The organism is Aliiglaciecola lipolytica (genome assembly GCF_018860635.1).
Lineage (GTDB): Bacteria > Pseudomonadota > Gammaproteobacteria > Enterobacterales > Alteromonadaceae > Aliiglaciecola > Aliiglaciecola lipolytica_A.
On sequence record NZ_JAHKPT010000007.1, the window covers coordinates 1 to 12330 of the forward strand.

The 12330-nt window shown below is 41.3% G+C and carries 12 protein-coding genes; 6 read left to right on the top strand and 6 right to left on the bottom strand.

Going from position 1 to position 12330, the window contains the following annotated elements; all coding sequences use genetic code 11:
- On the bottom strand, positions 1 to 150 hold a 150-nt coding region (locus KO530_RS22185; RefSeq protein ID WP_216047041.1), incomplete at its 3' end, for a transposase.
- A 51-nt stretch (positions 151 to 201) separates the two neighbouring features.
- On the opposite strand from KO530_RS22185, the gene KO530_RS03215 reads away from it, so the two are divergent.
- Together KO530_RS03215 and KO530_RS03220 are read left to right on the top strand one after the other, a co-directional pair.
- A complete protein-coding gene (locus tag KO530_RS03215; RefSeq protein WP_252728816.1) occupies positions 202 to 411 on the top strand; it encodes a hypothetical protein in 210 nt (69 codons plus the stop codon).
- Positions 412 to 428: 17 nt separating this feature from the next.
- Positions 429 to 2156 (top strand): Tn3 family transposase, encoded by a 1728-nt coding sequence (locus KO530_RS03220; protein ID WP_436792291.1) that lies wholly within the window; start codon positions 429 to 431, stop codon positions 2154 to 2156.
- A 111-nt stretch (positions 2157 to 2267) separates the two neighbouring features.
- Here the strand turns inward: KO530_RS03220 and galE are convergent, their stop codons facing one another.
- Together galE and KO530_RS03230 are read right to left on the bottom strand one after the other, a co-directional pair.
- A complete protein-coding gene (galE, locus tag KO530_RS03225; RefSeq protein WP_216046964.1) occupies positions 2268 to 3293 on the bottom strand; it encodes a UDP-glucose 4-epimerase GalE in 1026 nt (341 codons plus the stop codon).
- The gene (locus KO530_RS03230; RefSeq protein ID WP_216046965.1) at positions 3290 to 4363 is read right to left on the bottom strand and encodes a LacI family DNA-binding transcriptional regulator; all 1074 of its coding nucleotides are present in this window, start codon (positions 4361 to 4363) and stop codon (positions 3290 to 3292) included. The genes galE and KO530_RS03230 overlap by 4 nt, the downstream gene beginning before the upstream one ends.
- A gap of 146 nt (positions 4364 to 4509) precedes the next feature.
- Here KO530_RS03230 and KO530_RS03235 point away from each other — a divergent pair, with 146 nt between their 5' ends.
- The 3 genes from KO530_RS03235 (at position 4510) to KO530_RS03245 (ending at position 7109) form a co-directional block, all read left to right on the top strand.
- A complete protein-coding gene (locus tag KO530_RS03235; RefSeq protein ID WP_216046966.1) occupies positions 4510 to 5550 on the top strand; it encodes a UDP-glucose--hexose-1-phosphate uridylyltransferase in 1041 nt (346 codons plus the stop codon).
- Between the two features lie 2 nt (positions 5551 to 5552).
- Positions 5553 to 6698, top strand: a complete 1146-nt coding sequence (gene galK, locus KO530_RS03240) for a galactokinase (protein ID WP_216046967.1) — start codon at positions 5553 to 5555, stop codon at positions 6696 to 6698.
- Positions 6699 to 6881: 183 nt separating this feature from the next.
- Positions 6882 to 7109: a formate dehydrogenase accessory sulfurtransferase FdhD gene (locus tag KO530_RS03245; protein WP_216047042.1), complete on the top strand. Its 228-nt coding sequence runs from the start codon at positions 6882 to 6884 to the stop codon at positions 7107 to 7109.
- Here the strand turns inward: KO530_RS03245 and KO530_RS21880 are convergent.
- A complete protein-coding gene (locus KO530_RS21880) occupies positions 7083 to 7406 on the bottom strand; it encodes a hypothetical protein (protein WP_252728803.1) in 324 nt (107 codons plus the stop codon). The two genes, KO530_RS03245 and KO530_RS21880, sit on opposite strands and share 27 nt — an antisense overlap.
- Between KO530_RS21880 and KO530_RS03250 the strand changes: the two genes are divergently transcribed.
- The gene (locus KO530_RS03250; RefSeq protein WP_303499815.1) at positions 7379 to 9292 is read left to right on the top strand and encodes an FdhF/YdeP family oxidoreductase; all 1914 of its coding nucleotides are present in this window, start codon (positions 7379 to 7381) and stop codon (positions 9290 to 9292) included. The two genes, KO530_RS21880 and KO530_RS03250, sit on opposite strands and share 28 nt — an antisense overlap.
- Before the next feature lie 21 nt (positions 9293 to 9313).
- Here the strand turns inward: KO530_RS03250 and KO530_RS03255 are convergent, their stop codons facing one another.
- Together KO530_RS03255 and KO530_RS03260 are read right to left on the bottom strand one after the other, a co-directional pair.
- Complete coding sequence (locus tag KO530_RS03255; protein WP_216046968.1) at positions 9314 to 10000, bottom strand: FadR/GntR family transcriptional regulator; 687 nt, start codon at positions 9998 to 10000, stop codon at positions 9314 to 9316.
- A 107-nt stretch (positions 10001 to 10107) separates the two neighbouring features.
- The gene (locus tag KO530_RS03260; protein WP_216046969.1) at positions 10108 to 12246 is read right to left on the bottom strand and encodes an alpha-galactosidase; all 2139 of its coding nucleotides are present in this window, start codon (positions 12244 to 12246) and stop codon (positions 10108 to 10110) included.
- Between the last annotated feature and the right edge of the window lie 84 nt (positions 12247 to 12330).

Consider the following 12330-nt stretch of genomic DNA (forward strand, 5'->3'; position numbering starts at 1 on the left):
TACCCATTTTTGTAAGGTGGAATATCCAACTTCCATTGCATCGGCAGCTTGCCTAACTGGATAACCTTGAACAGTGATCAACTCAATACATTCTAATTTAAATTCGGCTGTGTACTTCTTCATTCTTACCTCATTGGTTTTTGATATCATACCTCCAACAAAGTGTTTTGAATAATTAGACCATTACAAGTGCAGCGTGATATGGAAAACAGTTATCTGAATTTACCGATAGATGACGAAGATAGTTTACTCCAGTTACAAGGCGCATCAGTTAGCTACCGCATCGCAATAGGCCCACGACAAGGTCAAAAGGTGTTTACCTTGCAAACCTTACCTGCAAGCACCGAGGGTGAATATGGTCAGTTGGCCAATACCTGCCGTTTGAGGGAGCCGATAATACTAAGGTGTTAGCTGAACAGCTAAATAGCATGAAAAATGAGTTCTTAGAGGCTGGTAAGTTAGCGTCTACAGATCGGCGGCTAATTAAGGTCAACCAACACTTGTATGTGATTGATGAGGATAACAACATACTTCTGGAGCGTTACGAGATCATGCTGTATTTGTTAGCTCAGAATAAACTTGATGGCCAACTATTTATACACACAGTCATCAAATTCCGAGCATTACACGATGATCTCGTTTGCGATGTCTCATGGGCACAGAAAAACAAACTCCTTAAAGATTCTATGCTAGACAGCATGAATACAGAGCCTGCCAAGTTTGTTAGGTCGATGGAGCAGAAGATGAACGAAAAGTTGCAACGGGTTTGTCAGCGTATTGATGATGGTGACAATCGAAATGTAATACTGCGCAATCGCTCGGGCAAAACGCAGTGGAGATTGCCGTATTCAGGCACGAAATCGGCTTTAAACAATCCCTTTTTTGCGCGCATGAAACCAATTAATATTACCGATGTACTGCGCTTCGTTCATCAGGAAACAGGGTTTTTACAGTACTTCGAACACGTCCGTCAATTACAGTCTGGACAGACCGGCCATTTAAATGATTTGCTGGCAGCCATTATTGGCAATGGCACTTATTACGGCTTGCATGGCATGGCCAGTATCTCCGATCGCTCATATGATCATCTTCGCACAGTACAAGCAAATTATCTGCGACCTGAAACGCTAAACCTCGGTAATGATGCAATTAACGATGCGACTGCGAAATTATCCATCTTCAAACATTACAATATTCAAGAAGGACTCATCCATGCCAGCGCCGATGGGCAGAAATTTGAATCACGGTTAGAGACGTTTAAAACCCGTTATTCATCCAAATATTTTGGTACCAACAAAGGGCTGACATCGATGAACCTGATAGCCAACCATGTAGCCTTGAATGCACAAATTATCGGTGCCAACGAACATGAATCACACTTTATTTTAGACCTGCTTCATAACAATACCTCTGAAATTAAGCCGGACATATTATCCACCGATACACATGGTGTTAATCATGTGAACTTTGCCTTGCTGGACTTGTTTGGGTACACATTTGCACCCCGTTATGCCCAGTTTGGAACAGTAATATCAGATCTTTTTGATGTGAGTGAGGGGGAAGAAAACAAGGCGACACTCTCGTTGAAAAAGCCTATCAATACCACGTTAATTGTCGATGAGTGGGATAGTATTCAACGGATCATAATATCGTTACCGCAAAAGACGATAACGCAGGCAATGCTTGTGAGAAAGCTTTCTGGCTACAGTCAAAACCACCCTTTACTGAAAGCGTTAACTGAGTACAACCGAATGCTCAAGGCCACGTACTTATTAGACTATATTGATGACGCCAGCCTAAGAACTTATGTCCAACGAGCTTTGAATCGCGGGGAAGCCTATCATCAATTACGTCGCGCTATTGCTCATGTAAATGGAAATCGTTTTCAAGGAAAGTCAGACGATGAAATCGTCTTATGGAACGAATGTGCAAGGCTTTTAACGAACGCTATTATCTATTTTAATTCGCTGATCTTGAGCCGATTACTAGAGCACTTTAAGGCAGAGGGTGACGACCAAAAATTGGAAATCATTAAGCAAGTTTCACCAGTGGCATGGCATAATATAAACTTGAACGGAACTTACAGCTTTAGCTTTGAGCAAAACTTACTTGATTTAGATGAAATTATGCAATCAATAGTGCAGAATGAAAATTAAGAGGCCTGTGAATGTCATGTTAGCTGTGGGTTGTAGCGATAAGTGTTACATTAGGCGGGGATGTCCCCAGAACCCCAAAGTCGTTTGTTAAGGTAAAACATTTTACCGCGCTCATGAGCTATAACCGTTTGGATTAGTTGATTGCCAACGCCACGTATCGGCCATCATCATGTCTAAGTCTCGCTTTGCATGCCAATTCAGGACGCTTGCTGCTTTTTCTGCATTTGCCCAGAAAGCGGGTAAATCCCCTGCTCGTCTATCTGCAATAACATATGGAATAGCGGTGTTTGTCACTTTTTCAAAAGCACTAATAATTTCAAGTACTGAAACCGCGCTTCCAGTGCCTAAATTAAACGTTTCAAGGCCCGTAAAAGACTGATTTTTTTGCAACCATTGGAGCGCCGCAACATGCCCCTCAGCTAAGTCCATAACATGCAAATAGTCCCTTTCGCAGGTACCGTCTTTCGTTGCATAGTCATTACCAAACACGTTCAAGTTGGCTAGTTTGCCCACTGCCACTTGTGCAAGGTATGGGAGTAAATTATTGGGGATTCCCTTAGGGTCTTCACCAATTATACCGCTAGGATGTGCGCCTATTGGATTAAAATAACGCAACGATACTCCTCTAAAATTGGTATTGGCAATCGCATTATCACCTAGGATGCGTTCCACCATTACTTTGCTTGCACCATATGGACTTGTAGGATTCCCTAATGGCATAGTTTCGATGTAGGGAACACTATTGTCTTCTCCATACACAGTAGCGGAAGAACTAAAAATAAAATCATTCACACTATGCTTTGCCATCGCTTGCAATAAGTTAAGCGTTCCGTACACATTGTTTTGGTAGTATTCTAGGGGAATTTGGCTGGATTCACCCACCGCTTTTAACGCTGCAAAATGAATAAGCGCTCGAATATTATGCTGTTCAAAAATATCATCGAGTATTTTTGTGTCTTTTATTTCGCCATGAACAAAATCGATATTTTTTCCGGTAAGTTGCTTTACTCGGTTTAATGACTCAACATTTGAATTCGTCAGGTTATCCAACACAACAACGTCAAAGTTATTTTTTAATAAGGCCAGCGTAGTGTGAGAACCGATATAACCGGCCCCGCCTGTGACGAGTACTTTCATTCTTCAGCTTCCTGTAAACTTACACTAATATTTTGGTTCACGTGATTACTTTGTGTTGCGTTATTTTCTATTACATAGCTAGTAGATTCACGTTTTACTAAATACGGCAAGTATTTAAACGTTTCAGCACCGCTATTTTGTGGCTCATTGGCAGAGTTAAAAGCCAGCAGCGCAGCCTTCTGCGCCATTTCATCTATAGGGTAATGCAGGGTTGTTAATCGCGGTTTTGCATAACGAGCTATTAGTCCATCATCAAACCCTAATACTGAAACGTCGTGAGGCACCCGAAAACCATTATCTTCTAGTGCCGTAATTACCCCAATCGCCATTGCGTCGTTGTACGCAAAAATAGCAGTAAATGGTTTGCCAGATGCAAGTAAATACTGCGTTGCCTTTTCCCCGCCTTGTTGATTTGGTTCGGCATATTGAATTAATTCGTCGTTTAAGATAATCCCCGACTTGTTTAATTCGTCTTGGAATCCCGTTAGCCTAAGAAGTGGATCTTCAATAGTGTATTTACTACTAACGCACGCCATTGCGCGATGATTTAAAGACATTAAATGGCGCGCAGCAATTTTTCCGCCTTCTCTATTATCGAGCCATATGCACTTATGCTTTATACGTTCAACGAACCTATCAATTAGCACTAGTTGTGGCATCTTGTTACACAGTGAAATTAGCGCGTCGTCTGACAATTGCTTGCTATGCAAGACTATTATTTGACAACGTTGCTCTACCAAAAGATTTATCGCCTCTTGCTCAGACTCAGCGCTTTGCAAGGCTGTACTTAGCAACAATTGCATACTGTTCTGACGTGCGATTACATCAACGTTATGCGCTAAATTTGCAAAGAAAGGATCTGTTAGTTCGGGGATAACTACACCAATAGTCATACTTTTTCGTTTAACCAAAGCCCTAGCATTCGCGTTAGGTGTGTACCCAAGATCGCGCATAATTTTGCTGACTTTATCTCGGGTTTGCTGACTAACTTTTGGCCCGTTGTTTATTACCCTAGAAACTGAAGCAACTGACACACCAGCAATTCGGGCTACATCTTTAATTGTTGTCATTTAAGGAAATCGTTTACCCTCAATTATTGTCATACAATATACATCAAAATCACTATTTTGTACATTGTAAATTTTACGTTGCATTTTTAAGGGTAAACGATTACCCTCTTGGCATTAGAAATCATTTAAGTTTAATTGAGAAATTTATGAACACCATTTTTGATCCAACTGAACATCCACATAGACGTTTTAATCCACTGTTAGATGAATGGATTTTGGTCTCTCCTCATCGCGCTAAGCGTCCTTGGCAAGGTCAAGTTGAAACCGTTGATGAAGACGAACGTCCGCAATACGATAAAGATTGTTTTCTATGTTCAGGCAACACGCGCATAAATGGTGAAATAAACGATAAATATGAAAATACCTTTGTCTTTACAAATGACTTTGCGGCACTAAAAACTGATACGCCACAATTTGAACAAAACGACCCTTTATTTCGGATGACGACCGAACAAGGCGAAAGTCGCGTCATTTGCTTTTCACCCGACCATAGCAAAACGTTACCGCAGTTAAGCACTGGAGAAATTACGCAGGTTATTAAAACCTGGAAAGAACAGTGCGCAGAGTTAGGTGAAAAATACAATTGGGTGCAAGTGTTCGAGAATAAAGGGTCAATGATGGGCTGCTCTAATCCGCATCCTCACGGTCAAATTTGGTCACAACAGCACTTACCGTCGCTTGTGAGTAAAAAGCAAGTCAATTTGTCGGATTACTTCGCTACCCATGGTAAAAACCTATTGCTAGATTATGTGGAAAAAGAAGTTTCCTTAAAAGAACGCATTGTTGTCAAAAACGACGATTGGGTAGTACTAGTGCCCTATTGGGCAGGTTGGCCCTTTGAAACGATGTTATTACCGCGATTCCCCGTTACAAGAATGACTGAGTTAAGCACAAAGCAGGAAGAGTCGCTCGCTCATGCGCTAAAAAGCATCACGATTAAGTACGATAATTTATTTAATTGTTCTTTCCCTTACTCAATGGGTTGGCATGGAGCGCCATATGACAAAGAAGAACATCCTGAATGGCTACTTCATGCTAGTTTCTTCCCGCCACTGTTGCGTTCTTCTACTGTACGTAAATTTATGGTGGGTTATGAAATGATGGCCGAATCGCAGCGTGATCTTACCCCCGAACAAGCAGCACAAAGACTTCGAGACGCATCTGACATTCATTATAAGGAGGCTTAGTAATGTTAAATAGCCAATCAATTACCGAGCATTTCAAAGAGCATTTTAAAAGTGCTCCTGAGCACACCTTTCATGCCCCCGGTCGCGTTAATTTAATAGGTGAGCATACCGATTATAACGACGGATTTGTTTTGCCTGCAGCCATTAATTTTGGCACAACTATCGCGGTAAAAAAACGCAACGATAGGACGGTCAATGTACTAGCTCTCGATATAGATAATGAAACTGATTCATTTAGCCTAGACGCCATCGAATTCAATCAGCAAAATATGTGGAGTAATTATGTGCGTGGAACGCTCAAAATTTTACTAGACACTTATCCTGATATAAAAGGCGCTGATATTTTGGTAAGTGGTAATGTGCCACAAGGCACAGGGTTAAGTTCCTCAGCAAGTTTTGAGAACGTGATTTTAAAAACGTTTTCTACAATCAATAATATTGAACTAGACGGCGTTGCTGCCGCATTGATGTCGCAAAAAGCCGAAAATACATTTGTTGGGTGCAACTGCGGCATTATGGATCAACTCGTTTCCGCTATGGGCAAAGAAGGCACCGCAATGTTACTCGATTGCAGAAGCTTAGAATTTCAATACGCTGATATTCCAAAAGGGGTTTCCTTAGTTATTATTAATTCCAATGTAAAACGAACATTGGTAGGCAGCGAATATAATACCCGCAGACAACAGTGTGAAGCCGGTGCAAAACACTTCAACAAGCCCGCATTGCGTGACGTTACTATTGAAGAATTAGAAAGCGAACGAGACAACTTAGAGCCCTTAATATATCAACGCGCAAAACATATTGTTACCGAAAATGCGCGAACCATGAAAGCACTCACTGCCTTAAACAAGAATGACATGAGCACCATGAGTGTGCTTATGGCTCAGTCACATGAGTCAATGAAGAATGATTTTGACATTACTACACCTGAGTTAGATACACTGGTAGATATTGTCGCGAAAGTATTAAGGAGCCGCGGTGGCGCGAGAATGACAGGCGGTGGATTTGGCGGCTGCGTAATTGCGCTAACGCCCGACGAGCTGGTTGATCAGGTAAATGACGCGATTAAAGACCAATATTCAGCAAGTACTGGACTCACTGCCGATATATATGTATGTACCGCTTCAGACGGTGCTTTCTTCGAGTAAAAATTTAGTTTTTTAGTGCGAACAATTGCATTGAAGAATTAAAGGCGTACCCTAAAAGGATATAGCTATTTGAAATAGCAGATTAGTGCCAAGTTCAAAATATTCTTTTAGGGTCTCGCTGATATCGAATTATTCAATTTCACAATCCCATGATTGCCATCAATCGAATGATTTACACCATTCATTTGCAGAAGAACAAGTCGTTGTAGTGCAGAACTCGTTCAAAAAACACGCGCTCTCGGTATTTCTATCTTGGCTAGTTTTGCTTCGCCAAGCACTCTGGCACTAAAGTTAGCACAAAGTTACAAAATGACTTTAGTTCATATCCCAAAACAAGATCTGCCTAATGTATATTTCCCGCGTCCCCAAAACGCCCAACAACAGTTAGCGAACGAGCCAATCAATGACTAAAGCCAATAAACCACAAAAAGCAGGCGGTATGGATTCGGTTACCTCTACAATTAAACAATTACTACAAAGTAAGCGAAGCAAAGGCAATTGCATGGGAATCGACAGAACGAAAAGTCGGCAGCGATTTTTTTGCAAAGTATTCGGTGAGTGATTTATGAAAACAGAGTGATTACTGGCTTGAATACCAAGGACGCCTAACGCAGCCAATGCGCCATAACGCAAATAGCGACCACTATGAAGTGGTTTAATGGGAAGATGCCTTTGAGCTAATAGCGCAGCACCTACATAAACTAACATCACCAAATCAAGCAGAGTTTTATACTTCTGGCAGAGCCAGCAACGAAGCGTCCTATTTATATCAGTTAATGGGCCAAACTTACGGCACAAATAATTTTCCTGACTGTTCTAATATGTGTCATGAAGCAAGCGGAGGTGCCCTAAGCTCCTCTATTGGCGTAGCCAAGGGTACCGTTGTATTAAAAGATTTCAATCACGCCGAAGCTATTTTTGTATTCGGACAAAACCCTGGTACAAACCACCCCAGAATGATGAATGCGCTGAGGAAAGCAGCGAAAGCCGGCTGCAAAATTGTATCGATTAATAATTTGAAAGAAGTCGCCTTAGAAAAATTTGCAAGCCCTCAAAAACCTTTAGAATTATTAACCAGTAAAAGCGTCAGTATTAGCCATTTATATCTAACTCCGAAACTTGGCACTGACATGGCACTAATACGCGGGATGGCTAAAGCGATATTTGAAGATTTCCCCGAGCACATTAATAAAGATTTTATTGCGCAACCTACTACTAATATGAGTGCATATCGGAACATCGTGAGCGATACGCCTTGGTCAACAATTATAGAACAAACCGGCCTTAGTAAAGATTTAATCCAGCAAGCATCTGCTGTTTTTGCTACCAGTAAAACGGTTATTAGCACGTGGGCGATGGGCTTAACACAGCATAAGCACTCGGTCGAAACAATACATGAATTAAGTAATTTGCATCTCTTACTTGGACATATTGGTAAAACTGGAGCGGGCCTAAGTCCGGTGCGCGGGCACAGCAATGTGCAAGGGAATCGCACAATGGGCATCAATGAACAGCCTAGCGCGAGCTTTGTTAATAGGCTTCAAAGCCATTTTGACTTACCTATGCCTAAGTCACATGGTCATAACGTACATGCAGCCATAAAAGCGCGATACGCTAAGCGAAGTAGAGTCTTAATATGTTTAGGCGGTAATTTAGCCGCTGCTGCACCCGATACACACGACACAGCACAGGCTATGCAAAATGCCGACTTAAATGTACAAATAAGTACAAAACTCAACCGAAGTCACTTAATGGTTGCTCATGATGGTCTCATACTGCCATGCATAGGGCGAACTGAGGAATACGTACAATTGGGTGGTTCACAAAAGGTGACTGTGGAAGATACGTTTAGTATGGTGCACGCCTCTGGTGGTACAACCGAACCCCCATCGAAACTATGTTTGTCTGTAACGGCTATTATCGCACAGATAGCCCATCATCTATTTACAGAGAAACGCGCAAATAATACTGATTGGCTAGGGCTAAAAGATGATTATGCAAAAATTCGCGACTTAATTTCGCATATCGTCGATGGCTTTGAAAATTTCAATCAAAAAATTCAAACCCCATTTGGTTTTCACTTAACAAATAGTGCAGCACAACTCACCTGGCAAACTAAAACAGGCAAAGCAACTTTTAGTGCTACAGCCTTACCAACCTTTTTATATCCTCGTTTGGTGACAAGTGCAGTAGTAAAACACAAAGAACGAGTGTTTACCTTGCAAAGCATGCGCTCACACGACCAATATAACACTACCATATACGGCATGGACGACCGTTATCGTGGCGTAAAGAATGCACGCAAAGTTGTGTTCATTAATAGTCAAGACGCACACAAGCTATCGCTCGAGGAAGGACAACCAGTTGATATAGAATCAATTTGGGATGACGGCATAACACGAAAAATAGAGGGCTTCACGCTACATTTTTATGACATACCGCGAGGCAACTTAGCGGCTTATTATCCTGAAACAAATGCCTTAATTGCCATAGACAGTGTTGGAGATAAATCTGCCACACCCACATCTAAGTCGGTTCCGGTATTTTTAAGGCCTAGTGCACAGCAGCCCCCTATATTCAAGCAGCGCCAATAACGTAAGCGCTACTTTATAAAGTTAAAGTCTCGCTTCTATTACATTCAAGGCATCGGTGAGAATATCGTGCACCGCCTGATGAGCCGTGTCGGCATCGCCGTTTTTAATGGCCTCAAACACCTTGCTGTGAAACGTTACATCAGTGTTTGAAACACCCTTTACGTCATTAACATAACGAATACTTACGCGCAGCGCTGCATTTACAAACTGTGTTAATTGAATAAAGAATCGATTGCCGCTGGCCAATAACATTGTATTTAGAAAATTAAGGTGGGCATCGAGTTGATCTTCGATTATATCATCGGTTTGTGAAATACGAATTAATGCTTGTTCCATGTTTTTGATTTGTATTGGTGTTGCATTTTCTGCCGCTAATTTAGCCGCCACAGGTTCAATTGCAAAACGAACTTGCGTGAATTCTCTTAGTAAATTTAGCGAGGGCTTGCTTTTTAGTATCCACTCGAGCACGTCTGTATCAAAAAGGTTCCATTTCTTTTCTGGGTTTACTCTAATCCCTTGACGCGGTCTTGATGAAATCAAGCCCTTAGCAGATAGCATTTTCACTGCTTCTCTGGTTGCACTGCGACTTATATTAAATTGTTCACATAGGACAGCTTCAGAAGGCATACTCAAACCAACCCCGTAAACGCCGGCTACTATTGCTTCTCCCAATGTATGCGTGAGTTGTTGTGTCAAATTGCTGGTCATTTAAACTTCTTATCCAAGGCATTTATCATATAAATTACCTTATTATGATGAATATACGCACCATAGTAAATAAACATTCATTATATTTATATATATATTCCCTCAATTCAACTTTGTACTTTCGTCAACTTAAAAATAAGGCTCGTTTGTGGATTCGTAATAGGAAGTTGCATGCCAAATTGCATGAGTGACTCACCTGTAAAGCTTTGCGATTCAATAGTCCTTAATAATGATGGACTATACTCCTGCAACGCTTGGGGCCACACAAGGTTAAACCTGTATGTCGCATCCGGTGACAGCCCTTCAAACCGATATTTTTTAGGGAAAGAACGGCGAGACTCAATCACACTATTGTAAGAAAACAAAGCGCTCGATTGGTCTTGCGCTACAATGCCAAAATCAATGGAGTTACCGTTCTTATTTGAACGGTATAATCTACCAGAATGAATTAGTTCTCGGTGCGACTTGTATAATTCAATACCGGCGCGCAGTTGTGTTTTGTCTGCTTCAGTTAACTCACGAGGATCCATTTCCATTCCGAAACTACCGAACATTGCTACGGCAATGCGTGTTTCCATGCTAATTCGTCGACCTGTTATATGGCAATCACGAGGTCCGACATGCGAACCCATTATTTCTGCTGGAAAGAAAAATGAGCAGCCTCGTTGTATATCTAGCCGTTCTAGCGCGTCGTTAGAATCTGATGTCCAAACTCGATCTGTGTGCGCTAGTACACCATAATCTATTCGTGCTCCACCTGAAGAACAACTTTCGATATCAACATGAGGATGATGTGATTTTACTTTTTCTATTAATTTATAAACGTTTTTGGTTTGTTCGTGAATAGCGCTAATACCATATTGGTCACCAGTATGATTAATATCACGATTCATGTCCCATTTTATGTATTTAATTGATGGGTAGTCACAAAGTACTTTGTTGATTTTTGAAAACAAGTAGTCAGTCACTTCACGTCGAGTTAAGTCCAATACGAATTGGTGTCTAAATGCAATTTGTGGATTACCTTCAGTGCTCAACACCCAATCTGGGTGAGCCTTGTACAAGTCACTGTCAGGGTTGACCATTTCTGGTTCAAACCAAATACCAAATTCCATACCTAATGATTCGACATGATCTATAATGGGCTGCAAACCGTCGGGATAAATGCCTTCATCAACCGACCAATCGCCCAGTCCTGCACGATCATGTCTGCGATGCTTAAACCAACCATCGTCTAACACGAAACGTTCCGTCCCTAGCTCACCTACAATAGAAGCCAGTTCCATTAGTGTAGAGGTTTTGTGTTCAAAGTAGATGCCTTCCCACGTGTTATACATTACGGGTCTTGGTGTTGAGGTAATTTTAGCGCGCAGCAGATGTTGCCTAACGTACTGATGAAAATTGTGCGATAACTCACCAAAGCCATTTGCAGAGAAACTTACATACAAATTGGGGCTATTATAAGAGGCCCCTTTTGCTAATACTATTTCATTGTTGCCAAGTAGTTCACCCATTTGTACATAAGTGCGTTGTTCAGGCAACAACTCTACTCGTGTACGATGATTACCGCTCCACCCTAGGTGAAATGCATATGCGTCACCTTGAGATTCGTTTGCATGTTTTTCGTGCACGATAACGCCGGGAAAATTGTCGTGCGATGTTTTGCCTTTACGATTTTCGCGAACAAACGCGCCTAAAAATAAATCTATCGACGCTTGTTGAAACTCCATTGACCAGCGCCCTTCAAACGATAGAATCTTATCAATATGGTCAGGTAAATTAAACGTTGGCGCTGCACAATAATTAATATGCAAAGGAACTGCACTATTGTTCGTAACAGCTGTTGATGCCGTTAATACATTAGTATCTTGGTCTAGCACAAGTCTATGTGAAATTTGAATCTTACGAATGGAATCTTCAGATATAAAAAGTACTTCTTGTTCAGACAGCTGCTCAACTGAAACGAGTCGGGCGCCAACCGACCAAGCATTACTACTATTGAAAACATCTATACCCGGTGACCCGGTAAATCCATTGCCCAAGCATGGCGATAAACTTAATGGCACCTCTTGCACGAGTCCACACTTCGGTTCTTGACGAGTAGCCAACAATGCAATCATCTGCTCACTTTGAGTTGAATGTATTTTTTCACCATAATAAAGTACAACAGGGGTTTTTCGCTGACAATCAATAATAATGCTAGTGGCTTTACTTGATAAACGTACAAAATTTGGTAACTGATGCATAGTGAAGTCTCAAAAATAAAAAATACCTATTTATATTATCATACAAATGAAAGCAAGATGCACGTAAATGTTAATTTTTATCAT

Coding starts and splice junctions, on each gene's coding strand:
- KO530_RS03260 (WP_216046969.1), bottom strand. CDS start 12,246: ATGCATCAGTTACCAAATTTTGTACGTTTATCAAGTAAAGCCACTAGC.
- KO530_RS03220 (WP_436792291.1), top strand. CDS start 429: ATGAAAAATGAGTTCTTAGAGGCTGGTAAGTTAGCGTCTACAGATCGG.
- galK (WP_216046967.1), top strand. CDS start 5,553: ATGTTAAATAGCCAATCAATTACCGAGCATTTCAAAGAGCATTTTAAA.
- KO530_RS03230 (WP_216046965.1), bottom strand. CDS start 4,363: ATGACAACAATTAAAGATGTAGCCCGAATTGCTGGTGTGTCAGTTGCT.
- KO530_RS03215 (WP_252728816.1), top strand. CDS start 202: ATGGAAAACAGTTATCTGAATTTACCGATAGATGACGAAGATAGTTTA.
- KO530_RS21880 (WP_252728803.1), bottom strand. CDS start 7,406: ATGTTAGTTTATGTAGGTGCTGCGCTATTAGCTCAAAGGCATCTTCCC.
- galE (WP_216046964.1), bottom strand. CDS start 3,293: ATGAAAGTACTCGTCACAGGCGGGGCCGGTTATATCGGTTCTCACACT.
- KO530_RS03235 (WP_216046966.1), top strand. CDS start 4,510: ATGAACACCATTTTTGATCCAACTGAACATCCACATAGACGTTTTAAT.
- KO530_RS03255 (WP_216046968.1), bottom strand. CDS start 10,000: ATGACCAGCAATTTGACACAACAACTCACGCATACATTGGGAGAAGCA.